Here is a 26,542-nt window from a genome sequence, read left to right as displayed (position 1 = left end):
CAATCCATGTGCCGAGCTGTGACCTGTAAGACCTGCGGCAAGACCACCTGGGCCGGCTGCGGCCAGCACATCGCCGAGGTCAAGCGCACCGTGCCGGCGGGCCAGTGGTGCCCCGGACACGACAAGGAGAAGGAGAAGGCAGCCGCGACGAGCGGGTTCTTCGCCCGCCTGTTCGGACGATGACAGGCGCCACGCGCCACGACTCGCCCTCTCAGAATCCTCAGGAGTTCTGGGAGGGCCGCTACCGGGACGCCGAGCGCGTGTGGTCGGGCCGCCCCGAACCCTAGCCTGGTCAACGCTGTGCAGCACTTGGCTCCGGGGAAAGCGCTGGATCTGGGGTGCGGGGAGGGCGCCGATGCGATCTGGCTCGCCACCCAGGGCTGGCTCGTCACCGGCGTGGACATCTCCGCCACCGCTATCGCCCGCGCACGCCGCGAGGCTCAGCGTCAACAGGCCAGCGCGGCCACCCGGTTCGTCACTGCCGACCTGGCACGGTGGGAGCCGGACGACGGCCCCTACGATCTGATGACCGCCAGCTTCCTGCACTCGCCTGTCCCGCTCCCGCGCATCGCGATCCTGCAACGCGCAGCCACCACGGTGCGCGCCGGCGGTCACCTCGTGGTCCTCTCCCACGCCGCACTCCCACCCTGGGTCGACGCCGCGGATCATCCCGCGCACAGCTTTCCCAGCCCGGCACGACAGTTCGTGGAGCTGAACCTCAACGAGCACGACTGGCTCGTCCTGAGCATCCAGACGCACACCCGACACGCCACCGCCCCTTCCGGCGAGGCCGCCGAGCTGACCGACGGGGTACTTCTCCTCCAGCGCCGGTGACCGGCTCGTCCCGGCGCGGCGGACCCGCTGTGGGGCGGCTTAGCCGCGGGACATCGCGGTCTGGACGATGGCTTCGACGTGCAGCGTGGTCGAGTCAAGCAGCGGCAGTCCCGGCACGTCGTCGGGGCCGACCAAGAGGATGATCTCGGTGCATCCGAGCACGATCGCCTCGGCCCCGGCCGCGTGGAGGTCTGTCATGACCCGGATGTAGGTCTCCCGAGACTCAGGCCGGAACACGTGTCTGGTCAGCTCGTCGAAGATGATCTGATCGACCGTGGTCCGGTCGACGGGCTCCGGGGGCAGCACAGTGAAGCCCGCTCGCTCGAGTCTTCTCCGGTAGAAGTCCTGTTCCATCGTCGGCGCGGTGCCGAGCAGTCCCAGCCGGGTCACCCCGATGCGATGTCGGTCGCTGTGGTCGCGACCACATCGGCGATGTGCAGGAATGGGACGGTGATCGCCGCCTCGATGACGGGCGCGACTCGGTGCATCGTGTTGCTCCCGCAGGCGATGAAGTCCGCTCCCGCCCGCTGCAGGCCCCGGGCTTTGCCTGCCAGATACTGTCCGGCCTCATCCCAGGCTTCGGCGCGCACGCATCGTTCGATGACGCCGAAGTTCACGCAGGACAGCACCAGCTCGGCTCGCTCGTGCCCGCCACGCAGCTCGTTCACGCGGTCGTTGATCCGGCGGTAGTAGTCCACCATCGCGACGCTGCTCATCCCGTGCAGCAACCCGATGGTCCTCATCGGCGCTCCATCTGCCACCTTCTGGTCCGGTCAGATGCGGATGTAGGCGGCGTCGGCCAGTTGCGCATGGACGATCGCGGTGACCGCGGAGGGGACCGTGCCGACCTCGGGTCGCAACTCGCCGGGGTCGATGCCGCGCCGTCCGAGCCCGACGCTGCACGCGGCCACCTCGGTGTGCTCGGGCACCTGGACGGCATCGGTGCCGGTCAGGCCGGCCAGAGCCGGGCCGTTGACGATCACCCGCACCCGCACTCCCAGGCCGGCGGCTTGGAGTCCGGCGGCGGCGTCCAGCGCCCGTTGCACGTCGGCGGGGTCGTCGGCCACGTGCAGGATCACCTCACGAGTGTTCTCATTCATTGTTTGGTGTTCTCTCTTGGTTTCCGGCAGGGTCAGATGGTGCAGCCGGTGAGGGCGGCCGAGACGTAGGGCAGATGGACGAGGGCAGCAAGGGCGGTCATGCCGACCAGGTATGCGGCGATCGCGACGGCGGGCAGGGCGCCTGCCAGCCCGGCGCTGGGGTGGACGAGGTGGCGGATGCGTTCGGGACCGGCGGCGTGCAAGGCGACAGGGCAGGAGTGCTGCGGCATGGCGGGGTGGGTGCGTTCGCCGAGCTTGACCAGGGCGCTGACCAGCGCCGGGGTTCCTGCGTGACGGCGGGCCTGGTCGTCCGCGGCGATCTCCAGGTAGTGCGGCAGCGCGTCGGCGACAGCGCGGATCAGCGGCACCCACCGTAGGTAGGCGGCGATGCTGTCCACTAGCGCGGTGATGAGGTGGTGGCGTTGGTGCAGGTGGGCGTGCTCGTGGGCCAGCACGGCGGCCAGCTCGCCCGGCCCCAGCGCGCGCACCGCGCCGGTGGAGAGCACGATCCCGCCGTGACGGTCGGGGAAGGTAAGCGCGAACAGGTGCTCGGCGTCGACCAGTGCCACCTCGTGCCCGTGAAGGAGCTGCCGCCGCGCGCCGTGCAGCAGCGTGCGGGCGGCGTCCCGGGAGCGAGAGCTGCGCCGAACCATCTGGCGGGCAAGACCTGCTCCCAGAGCAAGGGCCAGCGCCACCGGCAGGGCGAGCAGCAGCACCGCGGGGATCAGGGTTTCGGTGGTGTCGGCGGAGAACGGGTTCGCGGCGGTGAGGCACCGTTGGCAGACCTCGGCCGCGCGTTCGGGCAGCAGCGCGGGGCCGGCTCCGGCCCAGGCCAGCACCGGGCCGATCGCCAGCAGCGTGACCAGCCAGACCCCGATGCCGCCGGCGACGACCACGATCGCCAAGCGCGGGACGCGCACCAGGGCGGGGGCAGCGTGCCGCAGCAACCACGGCCCGAACACCGCCAATGCCACCAGTCCGGTGCACAGAGCCATCGTGAGGATGCCCGCGGTCATGGCATGTCTCCCCGGTCGCGGCGTTCCAGGTAGTCGCGCAGCAGGTCCAGGTCGTTCTCGGGCATCGAGTCCACGAACTGCAGGATCGAGGCGGCCCGGTCGCGGCTAGCCTCCAGCACCTGCTCCATCAGCCCCGCGGCGTGCTCGTGCCTGGTGATCTTGGCGCCGTACCGGGTGGACCGGTTCTGCCTCGTGATGGTCACCAGGCGCTTGCGATCCAGGTTGGTGAGCACGGTCGCGATGGTGGTGTAGGCGGGGTCGGAGGGCAGGTGCTCGATCACTTCGCGCACGGTAGCCGGGCCGTGGTCCCACAGCACGTCCATCACCTGCGCTTCCAACGCACCCAGGCGCAGCAGGTCGCCGGAGCGCCCATCGGCGGCCTTCATCGCACAGCCGCCACCGGCTCGGGGCGGACCGGGCAAGCGACCTGCCCGCGTAGTCGCCACACCAGTGCGACGCCGGTCAGGATCAGCGCGCCGAGCGCGAGGAACGGCTGCACGGGGGTGAACCAGGTGATCGCTCCCGAGTACCCCAGCGCCAGCAGCGCCAGCTTGTTGCACACCGGGCACCCCACCGCGAACCACGCCAGGATGCCGCCGGCCATTCCCATCCGGCTGCTGCGCCGAGCCTGCGCCTCATCGGCCGCGTCGGTGGCGGCGCCGTCCTCGCTGACCGCATTCGCCTGCTGCTCGTCCGCGGCGGCGCGGTACGGGCGGATATACGTAGCGACCAGCATGCCCGACAGCACCGAGGTGACCAGCCACACCGGATAGTTCCACCACACCGGCGGGATGTCTCGACCGAACAGCGGGTTGGGGATCAGCACCGTCGCCACCCCGATCACCACCGCGACAACCGCCGAGGCAGCGATCGCGGCCAGCACCTGCCTGCCCGTCCACCCTCGAAGCGCCTGGACCGCCAACCGGAAGCTTTCGCCGATGCCCTGGCGGGATCGAGTCGTGGGAGAGGTCATGGAACCCATTCTGACACGACTCGACTACCACGCATAGTCGACTATCTGAGATAGTAGAGGTCGGTGCCCGCGACAGTGACAGGAGAATCCCTATGCCCACCGAGACCACGAACCGCCCGAAACCGTCGAACCGTTCGAGGTCGTCATGGGTCGTGCCGGTCGCCGTGTTGACCCTGGCTGCTGTCCTGATCGCCGTGATCGTGGCGGTGAACTGGAGTGGCACGACGGCCGAGGAGGGGGGCTCGCCGTCGGATAGCGGCGCGCCGACGGAGGTGCAGAACCCCGAGCAACCGGACCTGTCTGCGGCCGAGACCAGGGACGAGGCGGACCTGCTCGCGGCCGGGCCCGTGGATGCGCCGGTGGTGCTGGTGGTGTTCTCGGACTATCAGTGCCCGTTCTGCGCGCGGTGGAGCGAGCAGACACTGCCGTCGATGATGGAGCACGTCGACGCCGGGGATCTGCGGATCGAGTGGCGCGACATCAACGTGTTCGGTCCCGCGTCCGAGCGCGCAGCGCGGGCCTCGTACGCCGCCGCCCTCCAGGGGGCGCTCTGGGAGTACCACGACGCCCTGTTCGAGGACGGGGAGCGCAGGTCCGAGAGCGAGCTGAGCGAGGAAGCCCTCGTCGCCTTGGCGGGCGAACTCGGTTTGGACACCGAGCAGTTCGCCGCCGACCTGGGCTCGGAGGAGACGGCGCAGGTGATCGCCGCCAACCAGCAGTTCGGGTTCGACCTCGGCGCCACCTCCACCCCGATCTTCATCCTGGGCGGACAGCCGATCGTCGGGGCGCAGCCCACCGAGGTGTTCCAGGAAGCGTTCCAGAGCGCGCTCGACGCGGCGGAGTGAGGCGGCGTGGACATCGGACTGCTCGCCGCGTTCGCCGGCGGCACGCTCGCGCTGCTGAGCCCGTGCGCGGCGCTGCTGATGCCGGCGTTCTTCGCCTCCACGATCGGCAGCGGGCCCCGGCTGCTGCTGCACGGAGCCGTGTTCTACGTCGGCCTGCTGACCGTCCTGGTCCCCGTGGGGGTCGGAGCCGGCGCCCTGGGGACGCTGTTCGTGACTCACCGGCAGGCGATCGTGCTCGTCGCCTCGCTGGTCCTGGTCGTCCTCGGCGCGGCGCAGGCGCTCGGGTTCGGGTTCGACCCTGCCCGGCTGCTACCGGCCGGGGCAGACCTGCACGCGCAAGCGGCGTCCAAGACCGGACTCGTCAAGACGGTGCTGCTGGGCGCTGCCAGCGGCATCGCGGGATTCTGCGCTGGCCCGATCCTGGGCGCCGTGCTCACCCTGGCCGCCGCCCGCGGCGACACCCTCGCCGCCGGCGTCATGCTCGCCGTGTACGGCGCGGGCATGGTGCTGCCGCTGCTGCTGATCGCCGCGCTCTGGCAGCGCCTGGGCGCCCGTGGACGCCGGTTCCTGCGCGGGCGATCGTTCACCGTGCTGGGCCGGGAGCTGCACACCACCTCGGTGGTCACCGGGCTGCTGATCGTGGGCGTCGGGGTGCTGTTCTGGACCACCAACGGCCTGGTCGGGGCTCCCGAACTGGTTCCGCTCGACGCCCAGGCCTGGCTCCAGGAGAACACCGCGATCCTGGCGAACCCGATCCTGGACATCCTCGCCGTCGTCCTCATCGCCGGGATCGTGCTCGTGCTCTGGGCCAGACGCCGCCGTACCCACGCTCGCGCTGACGCCCAGGCGGGCGAGCACCGCGCGGAACAGTCATGACGCCGCGCCGGCGACGCTCCAGCCTTGCCCTCGCCGCCGTGGCCGCGCTGCTGGTGACCGGCTGCGGGGCATCCGAGCCCGAGCCCGTAAGAGACCCCTACTCGGTCGATGGGTCGCTACCCGTGGTGGACACCTCGGGCATGCGGCTGCCGACGCCGTTCGAGGAGCTGGAAGTCGTGGACCCCGGGTGGGACATCACTCCGCAGTACGCGGACGGGGTGTATCTGGCCGCCGGTGAACGCGACGGTGTGCTGGAGTTCACCGCCGTGGACGTCCACGGGGACGTGCTGTGGGCCGCGCAACGTCCAGCGAGCTGCACCGGGTTCGTCGTGACCACCGACGCGCACGGCCGAGCCCTCGCGATCCTGGGCGACCTCCAGACCACGGCCGACGCCCTGGCCGCGACGACTGCCACCGCCTACGACCTGACGACCGGGGAACGGGTCTGGGGTCCGGTCGAGGTGCCCGGCCCCTACCAAGGCCCCGGGCTGGTCTTCGCCGCACCTCCCGAAGGCTTCATGGGCGAGACCGGCCCACGCGTCGCGCTCGACCCCACCACCGGAGACGTCGCGGCCGACGAGTCGAGCCCCGAAGGTATCCGCATCATCGGCGAGTACCACGGCATCGTGCTGCTCACCCACGAGGACGCTCTGATCGCGCGCGACACGGCCGACGATCAGGAGCTCTGGCGCGTCCCCCTCGCCGAGCACGGCTGGACGGCGGCGTCCATCAGCGCGTCCCTGCGCCCTGCACCGGGAGACGGGCTCGCGCTCGTCGCCACCTCCGAGACCACCGGCGCGCTCCTCGACCTGGATCAGGGCAGCATCGTGAGCAGCACCGCCCGCGACGCCGCCGTAGACCCCACCACGGGGACCCTCGTCACCCTGGACGACACCGGCCTGCACGGCTATGACGCCGACGACCGACCACTGTGGTCCCTGCCTGTTGCTGCCGAGACCACCATCGCGGCGATCGGCGGCGTCTTCCTCTATCTGCGAGAGGACGGGGCGATCCGGGTCCACAACGTCCTCACCGGTGATGTCGCCCAAGCCTACGAACCCGACGGCCAAGGACCGATCATCGTGCCCACCCACATCACCATCAACGGCGCTGCACTCCTCCTCCAGGAACGACGGCACCTGGTGGCGACGATCGCTGAGTCCCCTCTGAACGAGTCCTCTCCGACGGCCAGCCACGCGGGCATGTCGATCGTGGGCGCTCGGGTCGCACACTCGACTTGAAATACCCCAGGGGGTATGAGACGGTAACAATACCCCCCAGGGTATCGATGGCATCGACGGAAGGATGAACAGTGCTTCTCGAACGCATCTACGACGAGGACCTGGCGCAGGCCGGGTACTTCATCGGCTGCCAGGCCAAGGGCGAGGCGGTGGTGATCGACGCGCGCCGCGACATCGCGGACTACCTGGCGCTCGCGGCCAAGCACGGCATGCGGATCGTCGCAGTGACCGAGACCCACATCCACGCTGACTACCTGTCCGGGACCCGCGAGCTGGCTGCGGCGGTCGGCGCCGAGGTCTACGTCTCCGGCGAGGGCGGCGCGGACTGGCAGTACGGGTTCGACGCCCGGCGTCTGTACGACCGCGACACGATCACGATCGGCAACATCACGATCCAGGCCCGGCACACGCCTGGTCACACTCCTGAGCACCTGGTGTTCCTGGTCACCGACGGCGCCTTCGCCAGCGAGCCCGGCTACCTCATCTCCGGCGACTTCGTGTTCGCCGGGGACCTGGGCCGCCCCGACCTGCTGGACGAGGCCGCGGGCGGGGTCGACACCCGCTTCGAGGGCGCGCGGCAACTGTTCACCAGCTTGCGTGAGGCGTTCCTGACCTTGCCGGATCACGTCCAGGTCCACCCGGGGCACGGCTCCGGCAGTGCGTGCGGCAAGGCGCTCGGCGCGCTGCCCTCGACCACGGTCGGCTACGAACGCGCGAACGCCTGGTGGTCGCGCCACCTGGCTGCCGACGACGAGCAGGGGTTCATCGAGGAGCTGCTCGACGGGCAGCCCGACGCGCACGCCTACTTCGCGAGGATGAAGAAGCAGAACCGCGAGGGTCCCGCCGTGCTGGGCGAGCGCGGCCCGGTGCCCGAGCTGGCCGTAGCGGAGGTGGCGCGGCGGCTGGAGGCCGACGAGATCACCTTCGTCGACACCCGCCCGCCGGCGCAGGCCCATCAGGGCACCGTTGCCGGCTCGCTCAACATCCCCGACGGCTCCAAGACCGCCACCTATGCCGCCTGGGCCTACGATCCCGAGGCCGACTCGCGTCCGCTGGTGCTGCTGGCCGAGGACCAGACCGCCGCCCAGGCGATCGCGGATCGGCTGCTGCGGGTCGGCATCGACCAGACCGCCGGCTACGTCACCACCATCGACGGGCTTCCCCGGTTCGTCCCGCCCCTCATCGAGCCGGCAGAGCTGGCAGGTTTCGATGCCGCGCTGCTGCTGGACGTGCGCCAGCGCGGCGAGTACGCCGCCGGGCACATCCCCGGCGCCACACAGCTCAGCGCCGCACGCGTCCTCTGGCACCAAGACGAGCTGCCGCGCTCCGGCACGATCGTGACCTATTGCCAGTCCGGGATGCGGAACACCGTCGCCGCGAGTGCCCTACGACGCGCCGGGCACGCCGTCGTCGAGCTCGACGGCAGCTATAACGCCTGGCGCGCATGGCAGGAGACCACCAGCGAGACCGCGCTGGCCTGACGCACAGCAGAACGATCGCATCCTCCGACGGGCGGTCGGCCCCAGCCCCTTCCATTCGCATCTCCGCTGCCCGCGGCCAGACCTGACGAGGAACCACCCCATGACCGATCCCTCCGCCGAGCTCCGAACGCTCACCGCCGAGGAGCTCGCCCAGTGGCGTCAGCTCCACGACGACCTCACGATCATCGACGTGCGGTCCCCGGCCGAGTTCGAGACCCTCCACATTCACGGCTCGTACAACGTCCCGCTGCCGCTGCTGACCGAACACGCCTCGGATCTGGCAGAGCGGCTCGGGCACCGCGCGGTACTCGTGTGCCAGTCCGGCAACCGCGCCACCCAGGCCCAGCAGCATCTCGCTGCCGCCGGCGTGCGGACGGCCAACGTGCTCACCGGCGGCGTGCCCGCCTTCGAGGCCGCTGGCGGCCAGGTGGTCCGCAGCGCAGCTCGCTGGGACATCGAGCGCCAGGGTGCGGTTCACGGCCGGGCTGATCGTCCTGGTGAGCCTGCTCGTGGCCGAGTTCCTCTGGCCGGAGTCCCGGTTCATCGCGTTCGCGCTCAGCGCCGGGCTCGTCGTCGCGGCGCTCACCGGCTCCTGCCTGATGGGCCGCATCCTCTCCCGCATGCCCTGGAACAAGGTCACGGCCAGCCCCACCGCACGGAGCGCGATCGCATCCATCCCGGTCGCGACCCAGGAACTGTGATGCCCTGGCGTGCTCCGACGTTCCGACGGCGTTCAACTGCAACGACCCCGCATCTAGGACCGGCATCGGCACGGTCGGCGTCACGACCCGCAGCACCAACCACGATGCCCGGTGAGCACGAGTGAGCGGCACCCTGATCCTCACCCTCGTGCTCGCCGTGGGTGTCGGGCTCGCGCTAGGGACGCTCGGCGGTGGCGGGTCGATCCTGACCGTCCCGCTGCTCACCTACATCGCGGGCATGCCCCCGAAAGAGGCCATCGCGGCCTCGCTGCTGATCGTCGGCGTGACCTCGTTGTCCAGCCTCGTCGTGCACGCCCGGCACCGTCGAGTCCGATGGCGCACCGGGCTCATCTTCGGAGCCGCTGGCATGGTGGGCGCCTTCGCCGGAGGACTCATCGGAGGCCAGCTCCCCGGTGCCGTGCTGATGGTGGCCTTCGCGATCATGATGATCGCCACCGCGATCGCGATGGTCACCAGAAAGCCCAGGCGCGACACCGACCAACCCACGGCCGATGCCGGGACCGAGCGCGCCCACTCGCTGCCGATGCTGCGGACCATGCTCGAAGGCATCGTCGTCGGCCTCATCACCGGGATCGTCGGCGCCGGCGGCGGCTTCCTCGTCGTCCCCGCCCTCGTGCTGCTGGGCGGCCTCAGCATGCCGGTGGCCGTGGGCACCTCACTGCTGGTGATCGCGATGAAGTCCTTCGCCGGACTCGCCGGCTACCTGACCACGGTGACCCTCGACTGGCCCCTGGTGGCCGCGGTCACTGCGATGGCCGTGCTCGGAGCGCTCCTCGGTGCGCGCCTGTCAGGACGCATACCAGCCGACGCCCTCCAGAAGGTCTTCGGCGTCTTCGTCCTGCTCACCGGAACGCTCGTGCTCGTGATCGAGCTGCCGCCGGCCTGGGCGATCGCCGCCGGAGGCCTCGGACTCATCACGGTGGTCCTCGTCCTCGTCTGCCGGCTGACCGCTCTCAACTGTCCCTTCGGCCTAGCCCGGCCGACCCCGGGCTGAACCACTTCACCTCACAACACACCGTCGCCGACCAGACTCCGGAGCCCCACCCTCATGACAACCATCGACCTCACCGAAGACGCATTCTCAGCCGCCATCACCGACCATCCCATCGTGCTGGTCGACTTCTGGGCCGCCTGGTGCGGACCATGCCGCAGCTTCGCCCCCGTCTTCGAGGCCGCGTCCACCGAGCATCCCGACATCCTGTTCGCCAAGGTCGACACCGAGGCCCAGGCATCCCTGGCCGCCGCCGCACAGATCACCTCCATCCCCACGCTGATGGGCTTCAAAGACGGCGTCCTGGTCTACTCCCAGCCCGGAGCGCTCCCGGCCAAAGCGCTCCACGACCTGATCGGCAAAATCCGCGACCTCGACATGGACCACGTGCGCGCGCAAATGCAGGCGTCCGACCCTCGCTAGAACAGGGAGCGCATCATTTCCGGGCTCAGAGTCGAGACATCGGCCGACACGCGGACGCGGGCGTCCGAGACTGCGCCCTTGCCGCTATGGGCCGCGATGCCAGTCGCCGGCGTGGCCGGGCTCGCGATGGATGCGGCGTTCCCCGCACTCGGGTGGTGGCCGCTGGCGTTCGTCTCGGTGACGTTGTCCCTGGTCACTCTCATCGGGCGACGGTCCTGGGGGGCGCTGCTGGTCGGGACAGTCTTCGGCGCAGCGTTCTGGTTTCCTCACGTGTCCTGGTCGGCGCAGTTTCTCGGGGAGCATCCGCTGAGCTGGGTCCCGTGGGTGGCCCTGGCTGGCGCGCTGACGATCTACACGGCTGTGCTGACGGTGCCGATCGCCCTCGCCTACCGATGGCTGCCGCGCCGGCGCAACGCCTTCGCGATGCGGCTGCTGGCGCTGCCGCTGCTGGTAGCGGGAGCCTGGACGATCCGCGAACTCATCATGGGCTCCTGGCCCTACGGCGGATTCCCGTGGGGACGGGTGGCGATGAGCCAATCGGAAAGCCCGATCGCTCCGGTCGCGTCATGGGTCGGCGTCTCCGGCCTGGGCTTCCTGATGGTCGCCGTGTGCGCCGCCGCGATCGAAGCAGTCCGTTGGATCGTGCGCGCGCAACCGGCACGCGGTAACGCCACCGAGCACCCGAGAACACCTCTCGCCTCGTGGGCGGCGTCGATCCCCGTGCTCGGTCTCGCAGCGGTGATGGTCCTGGTGCCGCAGTTCCCGACCAGTCACGCGGGCACCATCCGGGTGGGCGCTGTGCAGGGCAACGGCCCCGCCGCGTACGTCGATGAGCACGAACCGGGCGCGGTCCTGGAATCTCAGCTCGCCGCTTCCGCCCCTCTCGAAGACGAACAGGTCGACATCGTGCTCTGGCCCGAGGGCGGCGTCGACAGTGATCCCCTCGCCGACGAGGCCACCGCTCACGCGCTCGACGATGCAGCCGCCCGATACGACGCCCCGATCCTGCTCAACGCCGCCGCGGCAGACGGCCACCTCGTCTACAACACTTCCTTCCTCTGGACCTCGAACGGGCCGACGGCCGCGCACGCCAAACGCCATCCCGTCCCCTTCGGCGAGTACGTGCCCGACCGGTGGTTCTACGGCGCGCTCGTGCCCAGCCTGGTAGACCTCCTAGAACGCGAGTACGCCGCCGGCGTCGACACACCCGCCATCGAGGTCGACGGCGTAGAGGTGGGACTGGCGATCTGCTTCGACGTGGCCTTCGATGACGTCATTCACGAAGGCGCGCACAGCGGTGCCCAGGTGCTCATGTTCCAGACGAACAACGCCGACTTTCGCGACACCGATGAAAACCTGCAACAGCTTGCGTTCGCGCGCATGCGCGCCATCGAGACCGGCCGCAGCGTCGTCAACCTCTCCACCACCGGCACCAGCCAGGTACTCGCCCCGAACGGCGCCACGCTGGCCGCACTAGCCGCGGACGAACCCGGACTCATGATCGCCGACCTTGAGCTCCGGGACGGGCTCACCGCCGCCGTCATGTTGGCGCAGTCGATCAACACGCTGATCGTCTCAGGCACTCTCGCCGGCTTTCTCGTCCTCGCCTTCCTCCTCCTGCGAGACCGTGCATCCTCGCGACACCATCGGGTGCTGGACTCCAGCCAACGAAGCAGCATCGGCCTGCACGAGTGCGCCGACGCGCATCGCCGAGAGCGCTTGTAGCGGAAGAACGCCGTTGCCGAGCGCAGCGATCTGCTGATTAGCCGTGAGTTGATGGATCGGATCAGTGATCCAACCACTGGGGAGACCCATCAACCACTCCACGAACTCGGGCGACGGCCGCGGTCCACTAGTCCTGTCTAGCAGCGCTGGCGCGATTCGTCCTGTCACATGCTCCCATCGGGCGATGGCGCGGGCGTAGCGTCCCCAGCGGCGAAGATGTCCTCGATCAGGAACCACAGCATCTCGGGTTCGCTGCTCTTGCTCTGCAAGCCAGCCGGCCCGTTTAGCGCGAGGTCGATGATCTGATGCGAGAGCGCGATCGTCCCCCGCCTCGCCCTCACCTGTTCCAGTGACTCGCCGCCACCAGTCGAGTCCGTGGCGAGCGGCGTCCTGAACAGTGCCCCGGCTGCGGGCGAGGACGAAGACGCGAAGCCTGGGATGAGGAGCGCCGACAAGGGACGCTGGTAGGCCGATCCATTGCGTGTCATACCGCAGGCCGGCCAGATCGCCGAGTACGGCGCCGACTGCCCGGAGAGGTCGAGCTGCGAGGTCTCCCAGACCCCACGGGTCGGGTTCCACTTCGCGAAGGGCTGCATCGCCGGGGGTTGCGTGGTCGGGATTGCTTTGCGCATCGTCGTCTTCTTCTAGGGGTGCGCGGACGGCGGGTGAGGACAGCACGCCGCGCACGTTCTCGATGACGACGAGCTGGGGTTGCAGCGCGTCGATCGCGGCGGCCATGTACGACCAGAGCCCGGAGCGGGTGCCGGGCGCGAGGCCGGCGCGCTTGCCCACGGTCGAGACATCCTGGCAGGGGAAGCCTCCACAGAGAACATCGACCGGCTCGACGGTGCGCCAGTCGATGGTGGTGATGTCGCCCAGGTTGGGGGCGTCGGGTCAGTGGTGGGCGAAGATGCGGGAGACGTGTTCGTTGTTCTCGGAGAACCAGATCGTCTCGCCATCCAAGGCGTGTTCGACGGCGAGGTCGAGACCGCCGTACCCGGAGAACAGTGATCCGACCCTGAGTGGGCGAGTCCGGTCGTGAGGGTCGTGCATGAGGGCTCCGGTTGACGGGTGATCCCGGTCGGACTTCACGCATGAGGTCACCACCGGGCTGGTCAGCGACCAGGTGCGCGACCACTCGAACCGCCACCGCTTGCCTCGTCGCCGATGCCGTGACCCGCGCGCGGCGCACCACCCCCGCGTACTTCGGAATCCGTGACTCAGGCGGCGCCGCCAGCTCTCGTTCGCCGGCCCACCGAGCCATCACACGTCTTTCAGACGAGGCCGTTTCGGGCTTTGTCGCATCTGATGCGACCGGTCTCGCGGGCTCACCTGCTCTCCGAGCGCGGCCGGAAGGAGCAGCCGAGGTGACGGTTTCGATGCGCGTGATGAGCGCGGGCGATGGATACAAGTACCTGTTGAAGTCCATCGCCGCGGGCGACGGCGACCGGAGCCTGAGCACGCCGCTGACCCGCTACTACGCGGAGGCGGGCACGCCGCCGGGCTTCTGGATGGGCTCGGGGCTGGGTCGTCTCGGGCACGGCGACCTGGTCGAGGGAGGGCAGGTCTCTGAAGCTCAGCTCGCGCTGTTGGTCGGGATGGGCCATGACCCGATCACGGGCGAGCCGCTGGGCCGCGCCTACCAGCAGTTCGCGTCGATCACCGAGCGGATCAAGCAGCGCGTCGACGCCCTCGACCCCGAGTTGGGGCCGGCGACTCGAGCGCAGGAAGTGGCCGCGATCGAGGCGGAGGAAGCCGAGCGCGGCACCCGCCGCGCAGTAGCCGGTTACGACTTCACATTCAGCGTGCCCAAGTCAGTCTCCACGATCTGGGCGGTCGCGGACGCCGGCACCCAAGCCCTGATCGCGGACGCCCATCATGCGGCGGTTGCAGAGCTGGTTGCGTTCCTCGAACGCGAGGTTGCCGCAACCCGCGTCGGTGCAACCGGGCCGGACGGCGCGGTTGCGCACGTCGACGTCGCCGGTGTCGTGGCCGCGGCATTCGATCACTACGACAGCCGTGCGGGCGACCCGCAGTTGCACACCCACGTCGTCGTCAGCAACAAGGTCCTGACCGTGCAGGACGGCCGCTGGCGGACCCTCGCCGGCCGGCCGATGCACTCCGTGGTCGTCGCAGTCTCCGAGCTCTACAACGCCGCGCTGGCCGACCAGCTCACCCGCGTCCTCGGCGTCGAATGGGAAGCACGCGAACGGGGCAGGGACCGGAACCCGGCATGGGAAATCGAGGGCGTGCCCGACGAGCTGGTGACCGAGTTCTCCACCCGGTCCCGACACATCGAGGCCGAGAAAGACCGCCTCATCGCCGGGTACGTCGCCAAGCACGGCAGGCAGCCCTCCGCGCGAACGGTGCTGAAACTTCGGGCGCAGGCGACGCTCGCCACGAGGCCGGAGAAGCAGGTCCGGTCGCTGGCCGACCTCACCGCCGAGTGGCGGCAGCGCGCCGGCCGGGTGCTGCGCCGGGACGCGAACGGCTGGGCGCGCACGTTCACCGCATCCACCGCAGACGCACCGCGGCGGGTGCTGCGCGCCGACGACGTGCCGCTGGATGTGGTGCGCGAGGTCGGGCAGACCGTGATGGAGACGGTGGGCGAGAAGCGTTCGACCTGGACCCGCTGGAACCTGCATGCCGAAGCATCCCGGCAGTTGATGGGGTGGCGGTTCGCCAGCATCCAGGACCGGGAGGCGATCACCGGGCTCGTGGTCGATGCCGCCGAGCACGCTTCGCTGCGGCTGACGCCGCCGGAGCTGGCGTCCAGCCCGTTGCAGTTCCGCCGCGTGGACGGCACCTCTCGGTTCCGGCCGCACGCCTCGACCCTGTTCTCATCCGAAGTCCTGCTGGCCGCCGAAGACCGACTCCTGGCGCGTGCCGCCACAACGGCCGGGCCGGTGGTGCCGTTGGAGACGGTTGAGAGGATCGCCCGCAAGCCCGACGCACGCGGCCGGGTGCTCGGCGAGGATCAGGCCGCGGCCCTTGCCGCGATCGCGGTCTCCGGTCGGGTCGTGGACGTGCTGGTCGGCCCGGCTGGGGCCGGGAAGACGACGGCGATGAACGGGCTCCGCAGGGCGTGGGAGAAGGAGCACGGCACAGGGTCGGTGATCGGGCTCGCCCCCTCGGCGGTCGCCGCGCAGGTCCTCGCCGATGACCTCGGCATCGCCACGGAGAACACGGCGAAGTGGTGGCAGAACCACCTCATGTACGGGACTACGTTCACGGCCGGGCAGCTCGTCATCATCGACGAGGCGAGCCTGGCCGGCACGATGTCGTTGGATCGGCTCACCCACGAAGCCGAGAAGGCCGGCGCGAAAGTCCTCCTGGTCGGCGACTGGGGCCAGCTCCAATCACCCGGCGCCGGCGGCAGTTTCGCCATGCTCGTGCACGCCCGCGATGACGCCCCCGAGCTGACCGATCTGCACCGCTTCACCAACGAATGGGAGAAGACCACCTCGCTCCAGCTACGCCACGGCCGTGCCGAGGCGATCGACGCCCTGATCGAGCACGGCCGGATCACCGGCGGCGACGAGGAAGCGATGATCGACGCCGCCTACACAGAATGGCGGGCCGATCTTGCCGCCGGGCGGGCGTCGATCCTGGTGACCGAGACCCACGCGACCGTCACCGAGCTGAACGCCAGAGCGCGGGCGGATCGGATCATCGACGGCACCGTAAACCCGACCCGCGAACTGCCGCTGCGCGACGGCACCGCGGTCTCCGAGGGCGATCTGGTCATCACCCGCGAGAACGACCGGCGGCTCCGCAACGGCCGAACCTGGGTCCGCAACGGCTCCCGCTGGACCGTCACCGGAGTTCGCGAGGACGGGTCGGTCAGCATCCGCCCGGCCGGGCGCAGGTTCGGCGGCGGGATCGTCCTGCCGGCCGACTATGTGGCCGAGCACCTGGACCTCGGCTACGCGATCACCGCGCACCGCGCCCAGGGCGTCACCACCGACACCGCGCACGCGGTCGTCACCGCCACCACGACGCGGGAGAACTTCTACGTCTCCATGACCCGCGGCGCCCACAGCAACCACGCCTATGTCACCGTCGACCGAGAGGACGCAGAACACGCGGTGCCGCATCCCGGAGACAACCCGAACGTCACCGCTCGCTCGATCCTCTACGGCGTGTTGCAGCACATCGGCGCCGAGCTGTCTGCGCACGAGACGGTCGCTGCCGAGCAGGACCGCTGGGGCTCGATCGCGCAGCTCGCGGCCGAGTACGACACGATCGCGCAAGCCGCCCAGCACGACCGCTGGGCGACCTTGCTCGCCGCGTCCGGGATCACCGCCGAGCAGATCGAAGACGTGCTCGGCTCCGACGCCTACGGCGCGCTGTCGGCCGAGCTGCGTCACGCCGAGGCCAACCACCACGACCTCGACGCGCTGCTCCCGCGGCTGGTCGCCGCGCGGAGTCTGGACGATGCCGATGACATCGCCTCCCTCCTGCACGCCCGCGTGGCACGCGCCACCGCCCGGCCCGCCGTATCAGGCCGCACCCGCAAGGCCCCGAGGCTGATCGTCGGACTGATCCCGCACGCCGGCGGGCAGATGGCAGACGACATGCGGCGAGCCCTGGACGAGCGCCGCGAGCTGATCGAAGGCCGCGCCGACGCCGTGCTCCGCGGCTACCTCACCGATGAGGAGCCGTGGACGGCCGACCTCGGCGCGGCTCCGAGGGGCCACAAGCAGAAGGCGGCGTGGTGGCGTGCCGCTCGCACCGTCGCCGCCTACCGCGACCGCTACGGCATCACCGACGACCGGACCCCGCTCGGCCCGACGCCGGAGAGCACCAGCCAGAAGATCGACGCCATCCGCGCCCGCGCCGCCCTCAACCGCGCCCAGGCGATCGCTCACGAAGGCACGACGGCTGATGCGGTGCGGCCAGCGACCACATCACGCCCCGCACCGAGCTTGTGAACCCGTCCAGCGAGGGCGGCCGTCAGAGAGAGCGCCCCGGCGTGCCCGGCGACGGGTGCCGGTGCCCGAACTCGCGTCCGACCTCGGGCCGCGTCACAGTCCGGTCCGGGGTTCTGTCGGCGTCGAGTAGGTCGATCACGTCGCTGGGCTGGGTGACGAGCGAGGCGAAGCCTTGCTTGATGAGTTCGTTCGGCCCCGCGCTCGCGACGCTGGTCACCGGGCCGGGCACCGCACCGACGCCCCGGCTGAGTTCGCGTGCGGCGATGACAGTGGTCATCGACCCGGACCGAGGACCGGCCTCGGGGATCACGGTCGCACCCGAGAGCGCCGCCAGCAGGCGGTTGCGGGCCAGGAACCTGTGTCTGGTCGGTGCGGCTCCCGGCGGCAGCTCGCTCACCAGCAAGCCGACATCCCCAATGCGATTCAGCAGCTCGCTGTGCCCGGCCGGGTAGGGGCGGTCCAACCCGCCGGCCAGAACGGCGATCGTCTGACCGCTCGCGGCAAGCACGCTCTTGTGCGCGGCCCCTTCGATCCCATAGGCGCCACCGGAGACGACGACCCGTTCCTCATCGGCAAGACCCGCCGCCAGCTCGCCCGCGACCTGCTCTCCATAGGCGGTCGCAGCGCGAGCGCCCGTGATCGTGGCCTCTCGGCGGTATTGCGGCAGATGCAGGATCCTTGGGAACGTCCTTGTCGGAAAAGGTACACCGCGCCGCGTTGCCGTCCTCGTGATGCCGCGGATCGGAGTTGCAGCACTGTTACGCTTCGCGTTAAATGCATGATTAGCGCGTTATGAGAGTGAGGATGGGTGATGGCGAAACGGGTGCCGCATGGGGCGTCGTCGTTGTACTTGGCGAGTGGTGTCTCGTTCCTGAACGCACCCGAGTCGGTGTTCGACGCGATGATCGAGGGCTGGCGGATGCAGCAGATCGGCGGGCGACGGCTCAAAGAGGACTCGGTGACGGCCGGAGTCGGGGTGGTGCGCCGGTTCGAGGCGTATGCGATGAAGAAGCCGTGGGAGTGGTCGGCGAGCGACTTCGACGAGTGGATGACGCTGCTCGTCTCGCAACGACAGGTAGCGGCATCCACGATCCGGTCCTATCAGGGCGCGATACGCCAGTTCTGCGACTACGTGTGTTCACCGCACTACGGGTGGGTCGACGAATGCATGCAGCGGTTCGGCTCACATCCGGTGCAGGTCTGCCATGAGTGGAACACGCTCCCCCACCTGCAGGACTACGAGGGCGGGCCGGGACGGCGGCCGCTGACGCGCACAGAGTTGCAGCGGCTGCTCGATCATGCCGACAACGAGGTTTCTCGGGTGCTGGACGAGCACCGCAAGGGCGCGCTGCCGGCGTTCCGCGACGCGACGCTACTGAAGGTCGTCTATGCGTGGGGTCTGCGCGCGAGCGAAGCGGTCGGGCTGGATGTGACGGACTTCTACCGCAACGCGAAGGCCCCGCAGTTCGGCGAGCTGGGCGTGCTGCAGGTGCGTCACGGCAAGTCGTCGCGGGGCGGGCCGCCGAAGCGGCGGGCAGTGGTATCGCTGTTCGATTGGGCGGTCGAGGCGCTGCAGGAGTACATCGACCACGTCCGGCCCTTGATGGTGCGTTCAGAAGCCACGACGGCGCTCTGGGTGTCCGAGCGCGGCACGCGCCTGCGCACTCGCGAGCTCGCTTCGAGGTTCGCGACCTACCGGGATGCGCTGGGCTTGGACGAGGTACTCACGCCGCACGCGTTGCGGCACTCCTATGTGACGCACCTGATCGAGTCGGGAGTCGACCCGGGCTTCGTGCAGCGACAGGTCGGGCATCTGCATCAGTCGACGACAGCGATCTACACCGGGGTGAGCACGGACTACATGAACACGATGATGAGTCAGGCGATCGAGCGGACACGGCACCGCCCGAGCGATGAGGAAGGAACAGGGTCATGAGATTGATCGGCTACGAATGGCGTCTTCGCGAGGTGATGGCGGCGGCGGGGATGTTCTCCACGACGAAGCTGGTGCCGCTCCTCGAGGAGAGAGGGGTGCATCTGTCGACGAGTCAGGTCTATCGTCTGGCGGCGGAGAAGCCCGAGCGGATGAACATGCAGGCGCTGGTCGCGCTCCTGGACATCTTCGACTGCACATTCGAGGAGCTCGCACCGCGGGTGCTGCTGGGCGGCGAGGCTGCGGCGACGGGAACGACCGACGCGGCCCCGGAGCGAGGAGACTCGGCGACGAACCGTCTTCGCGAGTCGGGATTGCGGCCTCGCCGGGCACGGATTCTTCCGCCGGATGCGTGATCCGGTCTTCGAAGAACTGTCGGCTCGGATCGCCGCCGTCGAGCGCGTCGTCGACCCCGCGCGAATCCAGGAAGTCGTTGAGGCCAGCTTCAAGCAGTTGCCCGTCGCGAAGCGCACACGGGACCTGGTGGATGCCTCACCGCACCTGCTGACCTCGATGGACCCGCACATGCCTCCCGCGTTGGCGGGACTGCTGCTGCGCCTGCGAGACGCGGGGGCGGGAACGGTGCGTCCTCCCGGATGCGTCCTTTGCGGGCAGCAGCGGGAGCTGCGTCAGGTGATCGATCAGGGGCGTATGTGCAACCCGTGCGCGCGTCGCCGCACGGGTCGGAGTGGGAACTGCGACCGCTGTCATGAGGAGCGGTGGTTGCAGTCTGGGCCGGCGGGAGCTGCTTACTGCCGGGGCTGCTGGAGGGAGATGGGGCGCGATGCGCGCGCCCGGATCGTCGACGAGGTCCGTCGCCATCGACGCGTCGCGTCGGAGGTGATCCGCACTGCCCTGGCGAGCATGCCGTCCGCGCGGGATCGAAGCACGAGGCTCATGCTCGAGCTCGCCGCTTACGGACAGGAGTGGTTCGCGGACCCCGCGACCGGGTCGGTGCTGTTCGGCACGTTCTACGATCTGATGCGCGCGGGCGGGGCCCGGCTTCCGGAGCGGCGCTGCGGAGGCTGCGGGACGACCCGCACCCTGACCGAGCGCGTCGAGGGGAAGGTGAGCTGCCGACGCTGCTACCGCGTCGCCCACCACCGTCCCTGCGACGGCTGCGGCGACGTCACCAACCTGGAGCGGGTGCTCTCCGATGGCCGGAGACTCTGCCAGCGCTGCACGAACAAGCTCCCCGACGAGAACGCCGTCTGCGTCAGCTGCGGCAACCATCGCCTTATCGCCTACCGCAGCCCGGACGGGCCGCTGTGCTCGACCTGTCGGAGCTCCTCCCAGCTGGACACCTGCACGGTCTGCGGGCAGATCGCCGCGTGCTTGTTCCACGGCAGTGAGAAGGCGGTCTGCAAGCCCTGCTCCGACAAGGCCAGTGTCGACATCTGCACGATCTGCGGGAACGAGCGGCAATGCCGCTGGCCGGGCACCGCACGCGCCGCTTGCGAACAGTGCTCCAACCCTCGGCAGCCTTGCGTGAGTTGCGGGGAGGTCCGGCTGCGCCATCGACGCGCCGAAGACGGCTCGGGCTACCTCTGCTGGGCCTGCGTCCCGCCGATCATCGAGACCTGCACCAGCTGCGGCGACGACCGGCTCGTGAACGGCCGGATCGAGGGCCGTCCCTTCTGCCCGCTCTGCTATCCCCGCCAACCGGAGTCGTTCCGCCCCTGCACCAGCTGCGGGACCGTGACACGGCTGATCGCGAAACTCTGCCCGCGCTGCCGCGCCGACCAGATGATCCGCGAGATGGTCCCCGACGAACTCGCCGCCACCGACGCCCGCATCGCGCAGCTGCGGGAAAGATGGTTCCAGGGTGCTCCATCGAAGATCGTCTACGCCTTCGAGCGCGGCACCGTCGCCTGCGCCCTGATCACGCAAGTGCTCGCCGACCCGGTCCTGCGCACGCACGCCTTCCTCGACCAGGCCGGCTCCGAGTATCAGACGCGCTCAGTGCGGTCCGTGCTCATCGACCACGGGTTGCTCCCGCCAAGGGACGAGCTGCTCGCCCGGTTCGAGCTCTGGCTCCAGGGCGCTCTCGCGGAGATCCCGGATCCGGGCGAGCGACGCACCGTCACCCAGTACGCGCGATGGCGGCACCTGCGCGCCCTGCGGCGGAACACGATGCCGTCCCGGTCAGGTCAGCTGTCCTGGCGACGGATCGAGATCACGGGAATCATCGAGCTGCTGGCATGGATCCGTGCCCGAGGCGGCTCCCTCGCCTCCCTCGCGCAGGCCGACGTCGATGAATGGCTCACCACCGGCACCCGCCCGTTCCTGCACCATTTCCTGACCTGGGCGGGGCGAAACGGCACCACCCGCCGCCTCACTGCGCCGCGCCCACCGTCCGGAACCTTGAACCCGCAAGCGATGAGCGACGCCGAACGCTGGCAGCTCTTCGCCGACGTCACCTCCGACGCGTCCATCGACCCGCACACGAAATTCGCCGCCGGTCTGATGCTGATGTTCGGCATCCGCGCTGCGAAGATCGTCCAGCTGCGCGCGGAAGACGTCACCGTCACCGATCAGGCCGTGATCGTCCGTCTCGGCAAGGCACCGCTCGTCCTTCCCGCCGAGCTCGCACCGGCCGCTGCCGGAGCGGCCGGCAACCGCACCGCGCCGCGCATGTTCGTGGAGAGCATCGAACAGGAGTGGGTCTATCCCGGAGCTCGCGCTGGTCACCACATGGCACCCGACACGCTCAACGCCCGGCTCCGCGCGGTCGGCATCCCACCACGACTGGCACGCACCAGCGCGCTGATCGCACTCGCGCAGGAGCTCCCGCCGGTCGTCCTCAGCCGATTGACCGGGCTGGAGATCTCCTCCGCGATCGCGTGGTCCAACGCAATTGGGGCGAACAGCACCTCCTACGCAGCCGCCGTCATTGAGCGCACTGGCATGCCCAGCCCACTTCTGTGACTACGCGGACTCCTGCCGCAGTTCACGCCGCGGCAATCACTCCAAACTAATTGCACGAGTTTGCCGACGTGCCCGGACTGGGACGTTGAGAGCCGCGAGCTGTTCCTCGGAGCCGCGTGCGATCAGACGCAGGTCGTTGTCGCTCTCGTCGATGTCCCACTGCACGAATGCGCAGCAGCGTTGCTCGACCTCGACGAGGTCTCGTAGCCGGCTGATCGAGTCATCGACCTTGGCGTAGTGGATGACGAGCTCGGAATCGGTGCGTTCCGAGGAGAGCGCGTAGTCGGCGTCGAACGCCTGCCACTTCTCCACCTGCGTCTTGGCCTCCGCGATGGTGGGGAGCGTGCACGCGATCGGGACGTCTCTGAATGGGCCCTGTGTCATCGGATCTTCTCCTCTGTGTCGTCATCGTCATCTGCCAGGTCTTCGAGGACCTCGAACGGGGACTCCACGTCGCCGCGCCACGCTTCGATGCCCTCGCGGATCGCGAGAACCGCGACGACGAGCGCTGCGACGGAGTCGGCCCACCACCAGCCGAACAGGCTGTTGAGCATGAGGCCGATGAACACCGCTCCGGAGAGGTAGACGCAGAGGATGAGCTGCTTGGCGTCGGCCATCACGCTCTTGGAGTCCAGCTCGCGTCCGGTGCGGACCTCGAACCAGGCCAGCAGCGGCATGATGAGCAGGCTCAGTGCGGTGATGCCGAGACCGAAGGGGCTGTGGTCGGGCCCTTCTGCTTGGATGAGGCTCAGGACGGCGTCGACGGTTACGTAGGCGGCGAGGGCGAAGAACGCGATGCCGATTGCCTTGACGGTGACCTTCTCCCACCGCTCGGGATCCTTGCGCGTGAACTGCCACGCAATCGCGGCAGCCGAGAGCACCTCAACGACGGAGTCGAGGCCGAACCCGATCAGTGCCGCGGAGGAGGCGAGGATGCCGGCCCAGACAGCGACGATGGCTTCGATGACGTTGTAGGTGATCGTGAATCCGACGATGAACCGGACGCGGCGGTGCAGCGTTGTGCGGCGCGCAGTTGTCAGCGTGGCGCTCATGCCTGCGCTTCCGTTTCGCAGCAGCCGGGCACCGTGCAGGCCGCGTCGAGACACGGTGCGTTCTCGTCGACGGCGAGCGTCACGTCGATCAGCGCCGTAAGCGCAGCAGTGAGGTGCGGATCGGCGATCTCGTAGCGGGTCTGCCGCCCTTCAGGTTCGGCGACGACGATGCCGCAATTCCGCAGGCACGTCAGATGGTTCGACACATTCGAGCGCGACAGTTCAAGCGAACGGGACAGTACGGCCGGATAGGACGGCCCTTCCAGCAGGGACATCAGAATCCGGGAGCGGGTCGGGTCGGCCATCGCGCGGCCGAGCCGGTTCATCACATCAAGACGGGAAGCAATAGTCAGCACACGATGACTATACAGCGAACGATGACTTATTGCGAGCCTGGGAGGATGGTCGCATGGCACAGGGCGTGAAGTGGATGGAGCGACACCAAGTCGCGCTCTACCTTGTGGCCTTGGCCGTGGGCGCTGTGGCCGGCCTCCTGTTCCCGGCCCTGGCGCATCCCGCGGAGACAGCGATCAACCCCGTGCTCGGGCTGCTGCTCTATGTCACCTTCCTCGGCGTGCCGTTCGCGCGGCTCCGGCTCGCTTTCCGTGACTGGCGGTTCTTGACGACGCTGCTCGTGGTGAACTTCGTGCTGGTGCCGGTCGTGGTGTGGGTGCTGTCTCGTATCGTCGCGCACGACCAGGTGCTGCTGATCGGTGTGCTCTTCGTTCTGCTGACGCCGTGCGTGGACTACGTCATCGTGTTCGCAGGACTGGCCGGCGGCTCCCGGGAACGGTTGCTCGCGGCCGCGCCGCTGCTGATGCTTGCCCAGATCCTGCTGCTTCCCGCATACCTGTGGCTCTTCGTCGGAGAGGAGTTCGTGCAAGCAGTTGACCTGCGACCGTTCGCGGAGGCGTTCCTGCTGCTCATCGTCCTACCGCTCGCGGCTGCTGCTCTCACGCAGCTCGCGGCGGCACGAACACGCTGGGGACGCGTGCTCGAACGGGTCGGGCTGGCAGCGATGGTGCCGCTCATGATGCTCACGCTCGCCGTGGTCGTGGCCTCCCAGATCGCAGGCGTCGGGCAGCAGATCACCGGCCTGCTCCTCGTGATCCCTGTCTACGTGTTCTTCGCCGCGGTCATGGTCCCCGTCGGCATGCTCGCCGGGGCTGCTGCAGGGCTGGACGTTCCAGCGAAGCGGACGGTCGTATTCAGCGGCGCGACGCGGAACTCGCTCGTCGTGCTCCCCCTGGTCCTGGCACTTCCTGTCGCCTTCGACCTCGCCCCACTCATCGTCGTCACTCAGACGCTCGTCGAACTCGTCGTCATGGTCGTCTTCGTCCGCCTCATCCCGCGGCTGGTCCCGTAGCGGGTACCGTCAGACGCCACCGCCTGAGAGCACTGACCCGCTCGGGCTAGCTCGCCGTTTGACGACGCACGTGCCCTATTTCGTGGCCGTCACGCGGACAGCCATCTCGTCGACGTTAGGCATGTGCTCTTTCACTGACGCCTCGGCCGCAACGGCCAGGCGGTCGGCTTCGGCCAAACTCATCGGTGCGACCGTGACGACCGCGTCGCCGCGGAGGCGGTGGCCGACCCACCGCAGTCGCACCTGTTCCACGGACTTGACCTGAGCCAGATGCGTCAGTGCGTGCTCGGCCCGGTCGACGAGCTCCGGCTCGATGCCGTCCATAAGTCGGCGACCGACCGAGCGCACCGTGCCGACCAGGAGCACCGCGATCATCGCCGAGATCAGCAGACCGACGATCGGGTCAGCCAGGGGGAAGCCCAGTAGCACGCCGACCCCGCCAGCGACCACCGCCAGAGACGTGAACCCGTCCGTGCGGGCATGCACGCCATCAGCGACCAGCGCGGCCGAGCCGATCTTCCTCCCCACACGAATGCGGTAGACGGCGACGGCTTCGTTGCCCAGGAACCCGACGATGCCCGCGGCGATCACCCAGCCGATGTTCTCGACTGGCCGAGGGTTCACGATGCGGTCGATCGCCTCATATGCGGCGACGATCGAGGACAGCGCGATCATCAGCACTATGAACAGGCCCGCCAGGTCCTCGGCCCGGTTGAACCCGTACGTGTACTTGCGCGTCGCGACCCGGCGGGACAGCACGAACGCGATCCACAGCGGGACCGCGGTGAGCGCGTCGGACAGGTTGTGGATCGTGTCGGCCAGCAGCGCGACCGACCCGGAGAACGCGACGATCACGGCCTGCACCACGGTCGTCGCGAGCATGACCACGAGGCTGATCTTCAGTGCCCGGATGCCCTGCGCGTGGGCCTCCATCGCGTCGTCGATCGAGTCCACAGCATCGTGGGAGTGCGGCACGAAGATTCCGTAGAGGAAGCCCTTGAACCCCGTCGGGTGCGAGTGCCCGTGCTCGCCGTGACCATGAGAATGATCGTGCCCGTGAGGTCCTGCGCCGTGATCGTGCACGTGGTCGTGCTGGGTCATGCTCGTTCTCGTTCCTCGTGGTGGTGCGCCGGGGTCGTGCCGTCGGCGATGGCGTGCTCGGCCTGGAAGATCGCGTCGGATACCAACTGGGAGGCGTGCTCGTTCGCCAGCCGGTAGAAGACCCGCTGGCCCTCCTGCCGGGTCGACACGATCCGCGCCATCCGCAGCTTCGCCAGGTGCTGCGAGACCGCCGCTGGCGACTTGTCCACGATGTCGGCGATGTGATTCACCGACAGCTCGTCGTTGGTGCGCAGGGCCAGGATGATCCGCACTCGGGTCGCGTCCGCGAGGAGGCCGAACACCTCGACCGCAAGTTCCACGTACTGGCTGTCCGGGTCCATTCCACATCTCTGCTTATCTGCATCCATACGCAGATTATTGCATCATTCGTCGCGCGAGGAGTGAACGCGACAAGCATTCCCCAGCCGCTGGATCCCCCCAATATCGCCAGAAGGAACAGCGCGCACTACCAATACCGATCGCTCAGCGCCGTCATCAAGAACGAGACCGCACCGCGAGTCCACAGCAGGTACGGCGCACGATCGCTCAGGTCGTTCAGGCCGGCGGGCCATTCCTTGTCGGCGGGGATGAGCGTGCCGAATCCATGCCGCTCCGCCTGAGCCATCTGATCCAGCAGGCCGGGTGTGACCCGCGCCGTCAGTCGTTCGCGCCACATCAGTGTGTCGGCGCGTGCCAGGCCGGGCACTTCGTCGTCGGACTCGATCAGCCGCAGCGCCTCGACCCCGCCGTGACGGGCCAGGACGTACCCCGTGATCGGGTCGTTCGGCTCGGCGATCATCGACAACGCGACCCGCGCCATCCGCTCACCCTGCACCTGCTCCGCCAACGTGGCCATGATCGGTGTCCTCTCGCTCCAAGGTCACCGACGAGGTACACGCCCGCCTGCCGATGGGGTTCCCTCTGCCATAGGACAGTCGTAAACTCGGTAGCGAGGCAGGTTCAGCAAACTATGCGGGTCCTTCGGGACGGCCCTTCGCGGG

The 26,542-nt window shown here is 69.0% G+C and carries 29 protein-coding genes and 2 pseudogenes; 16 read left to right on the top strand and 15 right to left on the bottom strand.

Annotated features, from left to right (window positions below; genetic code table 11):
- Positions 1-6 precede the first annotated feature (6 nt).
- Complete coding sequence (locus tag BKA15_RS01405; protein WP_164498150.1) at positions 7-183, top strand: DUF8730 family Cys-rich protein; 177 nt, start codon at positions 7-9, stop codon at positions 181-183.
- Positions 184-300: 117 nt separating this feature from the next.
- Positions 301-834 (top strand): class I SAM-dependent methyltransferase, encoded by a 534-nt coding sequence (locus BKA15_RS01400; protein ID WP_202976240.1) that lies wholly within the window; start codon positions 301-303, stop codon positions 832-834.
- A 39-nt stretch (positions 835-873) separates the two neighbouring features.
- Here BKA15_RS01400 and BKA15_RS36205 read toward each other — a convergent pair whose 3' ends face one another.
- Genes BKA15_RS36205 through BKA15_RS01375 form a run of 6 tightly spaced genes read right to left on the bottom strand, consistent with a single transcriptional unit; the run spans position 874 to position 3,923 of the window.
- A complete protein-coding gene (locus BKA15_RS36205) occupies positions 874-1,224 on the bottom strand; it encodes an aspartate/glutamate racemase family protein (protein WP_202976241.1) in 351 nt (116 codons plus the stop codon).
- Positions 1,221-1,577: an aspartate/glutamate racemase family protein gene (locus BKA15_RS36200; protein WP_218871007.1), complete on the bottom strand. Its 357-nt coding sequence runs from the start codon at positions 1,575-1,577 to the stop codon at positions 1,221-1,223. The genes BKA15_RS36205 and BKA15_RS36200 overlap by 4 nt, the downstream gene beginning before the upstream one ends.
- 30 nt (positions 1,578-1,607) lie before the next feature.
- Positions 1,608-1,934: a hypothetical protein gene (locus BKA15_RS01390; protein WP_179747791.1), complete on the bottom strand. Its 327-nt coding sequence runs from the start codon at positions 1,932-1,934 to the stop codon at positions 1,608-1,610.
- Positions 1,935-1,966: 32 nt separating this feature from the next.
- Positions 1,967-2,950: a M56 family metallopeptidase gene (locus BKA15_RS01385; RefSeq protein ID WP_102209897.1), complete on the bottom strand. Its 984-nt coding sequence runs from the start codon at positions 2,948-2,950 to the stop codon at positions 1,967-1,969.
- The gene (locus tag BKA15_RS01380) at positions 2,947-3,336 is read right to left on the bottom strand and encodes a BlaI/MecI/CopY family transcriptional regulator (protein WP_036542093.1); all 390 of its coding nucleotides are present in this window, start codon (positions 3,334-3,336) and stop codon (positions 2,947-2,949) included. Before BKA15_RS01380 ends, BKA15_RS01385 begins: the two co-directional genes overlap by 4 nt.
- A complete protein-coding gene (locus BKA15_RS01375; RefSeq protein WP_051016936.1) occupies positions 3,333-3,923 on the bottom strand; it encodes a hypothetical protein in 591 nt (196 codons plus the stop codon). Before BKA15_RS01375 ends, BKA15_RS01380 begins: the two co-directional genes overlap by 4 nt.
- A 92-nt stretch (positions 3,924-4,015) precedes the next feature.
- On the opposite strand from BKA15_RS01375, the gene BKA15_RS01370 reads away from it, so the two are divergent.
- The 9 genes and pseudogenes from BKA15_RS01370 to lnt all read left to right on the top strand — a co-directional run bounded on the left by BKA15_RS01370 (position 4,016) and on the right by lnt (position 12,227).
- Complete coding sequence (locus BKA15_RS01370; RefSeq protein ID WP_102209896.1) at positions 4,016-4,768, top strand: DsbA family protein; 753 nt, start codon at positions 4,016-4,018, stop codon at positions 4,766-4,768.
- Between the two features lie 6 nt (positions 4,769-4,774).
- Positions 4,775-5,644, top strand: coding sequence for a cytochrome c biogenesis CcdA family protein (locus BKA15_RS01365; RefSeq protein WP_102209895.1), 870 nt, complete (start codon positions 4,775-4,777; stop codon positions 5,642-5,644).
- A gap of 38 nt (positions 5,645-5,682) precedes the next feature.
- Complete coding sequence (locus BKA15_RS01360; RefSeq protein ID WP_179747790.1) at positions 5,683-6,885, top strand: hypothetical protein; 1,203 nt, start codon at positions 5,683-5,685, stop codon at positions 6,883-6,885.
- A 71-nt stretch (positions 6,886-6,956) separates the two neighbouring features.
- Entirely contained in the window at positions 6,957-8,366 is a 1,410-nt protein-coding gene (locus tag BKA15_RS01355) for an MBL fold metallo-hydrolase (protein WP_179747789.1), read from the top strand.
- Positions 8,367-8,466: 100 nt separating this feature from the next.
- Positions 8,467-8,769, top strand: a pseudogene (locus BKA15_RS37180) (rhodanese-like domain-containing protein); the annotation flags it as partial.
- Positions 8,770-8,833: 64 nt separating this feature from the next.
- Entirely contained in the window at positions 8,834-9,067 is a 234-nt protein-coding gene (locus BKA15_RS34685; protein WP_218871006.1) for a YgaP-like transmembrane domain, read from the top strand.
- A gap of 121 nt (positions 9,068-9,188) precedes the next feature.
- Positions 9,189-10,082, top strand: a complete 894-nt coding sequence (locus BKA15_RS01345; RefSeq protein WP_036542721.1) for a sulfite exporter TauE/SafE family protein — start codon at positions 9,189-9,191, stop codon at positions 10,080-10,082.
- Positions 10,083-10,136: 54 nt separating this feature from the next.
- Positions 10,137-10,502, top strand: coding sequence for a thioredoxin (gene trxA, locus BKA15_RS01340; RefSeq protein WP_036542724.1), 366 nt, complete (start codon positions 10,137-10,139; stop codon positions 10,500-10,502).
- A gap of 111 nt (positions 10,503-10,613) precedes the next feature.
- Positions 10,614-12,227, top strand: coding sequence for an apolipoprotein N-acyltransferase (gene lnt, locus BKA15_RS01335; protein WP_218871005.1), 1,614 nt, complete (start codon positions 10,614-10,616; stop codon positions 12,225-12,227).
- Between the two features lie 164 nt (positions 12,228-12,391).
- Here lnt and BKA15_RS01330 read toward each other — a convergent pair whose 3' ends face one another.
- Positions 12,392-12,859 carry a hypothetical protein gene (locus tag BKA15_RS01330; RefSeq protein ID WP_174235354.1) on the bottom strand — a complete coding sequence of 156 codons (468 nt, stop codon included), beginning with the start codon at positions 12,857-12,859 and terminating at the stop codon, positions 12,392-12,394.
- A gap of 94 nt (positions 12,860-12,953) precedes the next feature.
- Positions 12,954-13,088: pseudogene (locus BKA15_RS37175) on the bottom strand (DNA cytosine methyltransferase); the annotation flags it as partial.
- 311 nt (positions 13,089-13,399) lie between these two features.
- On the opposite strand from BKA15_RS37175, the gene mobF reads away from it, so the two are divergent.
- On the top strand, positions 13,400-17,161 hold the full coding sequence (gene mobF / locus BKA15_RS35175; protein ID WP_312878784.1) for a MobF family relaxase: 3,762 nt from the start codon (positions 13,400-13,402) through the stop codon (positions 17,159-17,161).
- Positions 17,162-17,183: 22 nt separating this feature from the next.
- Here mobF and BKA15_RS01315 read toward each other — a convergent pair whose 3' ends face one another.
- Positions 17,184-17,801 carry a DNA-processing protein DprA gene (locus BKA15_RS01315; protein WP_338035369.1) on the bottom strand — a complete coding sequence of 206 codons (618 nt, stop codon included), beginning with the start codon at positions 17,799-17,801 and terminating at the stop codon, positions 17,184-17,186.
- A 171-nt stretch (positions 17,802-17,972) separates the two neighbouring features.
- Between BKA15_RS01315 and BKA15_RS01310 the strand changes: the two genes are divergently transcribed.
- The 3 genes from BKA15_RS01310 to BKA15_RS01300 are packed head-to-tail and all read left to right on the top strand — an operon-like array spanning position 17,973 to position 22,022.
- Complete coding sequence (locus BKA15_RS01310) at positions 17,973-19,097, top strand: tyrosine-type recombinase/integrase (RefSeq protein WP_067023713.1); 1,125 nt, start codon at positions 17,973-17,975, stop codon at positions 19,095-19,097.
- Positions 19,094-19,450: a helix-turn-helix domain-containing protein gene (locus BKA15_RS01305; RefSeq protein WP_067023716.1), complete on the top strand. Its 357-nt coding sequence runs from the start codon at positions 19,094-19,096 to the stop codon at positions 19,448-19,450. Before BKA15_RS01310 ends, BKA15_RS01305 begins: the two co-directional genes overlap by 4 nt.
- A complete protein-coding gene (locus tag BKA15_RS01300; protein ID WP_067023718.1) occupies positions 19,443-22,022 on the top strand; it encodes a site-specific integrase in 2,580 nt (859 codons plus the stop codon). Before BKA15_RS01305 ends, BKA15_RS01300 begins: the two co-directional genes overlap by 8 nt.
- A gap of 36 nt (positions 22,023-22,058) precedes the next feature.
- Here BKA15_RS01300 and BKA15_RS01295 read toward each other — a convergent pair whose 3' ends face one another.
- From BKA15_RS01295 to cmtR, 3 genes are read right to left on the bottom strand one after another with little or no spacing between them, the layout of a single operon-like run.
- On the bottom strand, positions 22,059-22,406 hold the full coding sequence (locus BKA15_RS01295; protein WP_067023721.1) for a hypothetical protein: 348 nt from the start codon (positions 22,404-22,406) through the stop codon (positions 22,059-22,061).
- On the bottom strand, positions 22,403-23,074 hold the full coding sequence (locus BKA15_RS01290; protein ID WP_067023724.1) for a cation diffusion facilitator family transporter: 672 nt from the start codon (positions 23,072-23,074) through the stop codon (positions 22,403-22,405). Before BKA15_RS01290 ends, BKA15_RS01295 begins: the two co-directional genes overlap by 4 nt.
- Positions 23,071-23,430, bottom strand: coding sequence for a Cd(II)/Pb(II)-sensing metalloregulatory transcriptional regulator CmtR (gene cmtR / locus BKA15_RS01285; protein ID WP_067023727.1), 360 nt, complete (start codon positions 23,428-23,430; stop codon positions 23,071-23,073). The genes BKA15_RS01290 and cmtR overlap by 4 nt, the downstream gene beginning before the upstream one ends.
- Before the next feature lie 53 nt (positions 23,431-23,483).
- Between cmtR and BKA15_RS01280 the strand changes: the two genes are divergently transcribed.
- On the top strand, positions 23,484-24,440 hold the full coding sequence (locus BKA15_RS01280) for a bile acid:sodium symporter (protein WP_067023729.1): 957 nt from the start codon (positions 23,484-23,486) through the stop codon (positions 24,438-24,440).
- Between the two features lie 75 nt (positions 24,441-24,515).
- Here BKA15_RS01280 and BKA15_RS01275 read toward each other — a convergent pair whose 3' ends face one another.
- From BKA15_RS01275 to BKA15_RS01265, 3 genes are all read right to left on the bottom strand, one after another.
- Positions 24,516-25,541: a cation diffusion facilitator family transporter gene (locus BKA15_RS01275; RefSeq protein WP_067023732.1), complete on the bottom strand. Its 1,026-nt coding sequence runs from the start codon at positions 25,539-25,541 to the stop codon at positions 24,516-24,518.
- Positions 25,538-25,882 carry an ArsR/SmtB family transcription factor gene (locus tag BKA15_RS01270; RefSeq protein WP_083990809.1) on the bottom strand — a complete coding sequence of 115 codons (345 nt, stop codon included), beginning with the start codon at positions 25,880-25,882 and terminating at the stop codon, positions 25,538-25,540. Before BKA15_RS01270 ends, BKA15_RS01275 begins: the two co-directional genes overlap by 4 nt.
- Positions 25,883-26,007: 125 nt before the next feature.
- Complete coding sequence (locus tag BKA15_RS01265) at positions 26,008-26,397, bottom strand: hypothetical protein (protein WP_179747788.1); 390 nt, start codon at positions 26,395-26,397, stop codon at positions 26,008-26,010.
- Positions 26,398-26,542: the final 145 nt, after the last annotated feature.

This window comes from Microlunatus parietis, from assembly GCF_013407955.1.
Taxonomy (GTDB): domain Bacteria; phylum Actinomycetota; class Actinomycetes; order Propionibacteriales; family Propionibacteriaceae; genus Microlunatus; species Microlunatus parietis.
This window is presented reverse-complemented; position numbering and strand designations above follow the sequence as displayed.

Coding starts and splice junctions, on each gene's coding strand:
- BKA15_RS01405 (WP_164498150.1), top strand. CDS start 7: ATGTGCCGAGCTGTGACCTGTAAGACCTGCGGCAAGACCACCTGGGCC.
- BKA15_RS36200 (WP_218871007.1), bottom strand. CDS start 1,577: ATGAGGACCATCGGGTTGCTGCACGGGATGAGCAGCGTCGCGATGGTG.
- BKA15_RS01390 (WP_179747791.1), bottom strand. CDS start 1,934: ATGAATGAGAACACTCGTGAGGTGATCCTGCACGTGGCCGACGACCCC.
- BKA15_RS01385 (WP_102209897.1), bottom strand. CDS start 2,950: ATGACCGCGGGCATCCTCACGATGGCTCTGTGCACCGGACTGGTGGCA.
- BKA15_RS01380 (WP_036542093.1), bottom strand. CDS start 3,336: ATGAAGGCCGCCGATGGGCGCTCCGGCGACCTGCTGCGCCTGGGTGCG.
- BKA15_RS01375 (WP_051016936.1), bottom strand. CDS start 3,923: ATGACCTCTCCCACGACTCGATCCCGCCAGGGCATCGGCGAAAGCTTC.
- BKA15_RS01370 (WP_102209896.1), top strand. CDS start 4,016: ATGCCCACCGAGACCACGAACCGCCCGAAACCGTCGAACCGTTCGAGG.
- trxA (WP_036542724.1), top strand. CDS start 10,137: ATGACAACCATCGACCTCACCGAAGACGCATTCTCAGCCGCCATCACC.
- BKA15_RS01330 (WP_174235354.1), bottom strand. CDS start 12,859: ATGCGCAAAGCAATCCCGACCACGCAACCCCCGGCGATGCAGCCCTTC.
- BKA15_RS01310 (WP_067023713.1), top strand. CDS start 17,973: ATGGCGAAACGGGTGCCGCATGGGGCGTCGTCGTTGTACTTGGCGAGT.
- BKA15_RS01305 (WP_067023716.1), top strand. CDS start 19,094: ATGAGATTGATCGGCTACGAATGGCGTCTTCGCGAGGTGATGGCGGCG.
- BKA15_RS01300 (WP_067023718.1), top strand. CDS start 19,443: ATGCGTGATCCGGTCTTCGAAGAACTGTCGGCTCGGATCGCCGCCGTC.
- BKA15_RS01295 (WP_067023721.1), bottom strand. CDS start 22,406: ATGACACAGGGCCCATTCAGAGACGTCCCGATCGCGTGCACGCTCCCC.
- BKA15_RS01290 (WP_067023724.1), bottom strand. CDS start 23,074: ATGAGCGCCACGCTGACAACTGCGCGCCGCACAACGCTGCACCGCCGC.
- BKA15_RS01280 (WP_067023729.1), top strand. CDS start 23,484: ATGGCACAGGGCGTGAAGTGGATGGAGCGACACCAAGTCGCGCTCTAC.
- BKA15_RS01275 (WP_067023732.1), bottom strand. CDS start 25,541: ATGACCCAGCACGACCACGTGCACGATCACGGCGCAGGACCTCACGGG.
- BKA15_RS01270 (WP_083990809.1), bottom strand. CDS start 25,882: ATGGACCCGGACAGCCAGTACGTGGAACTTGCGGTCGAGGTGTTCGGC.
- BKA15_RS01265 (WP_179747788.1), bottom strand. CDS start 26,397: ATGGCCACGTTGGCGGAGCAGGTGCAGGGTGAGCGGATGGCGCGGGTC.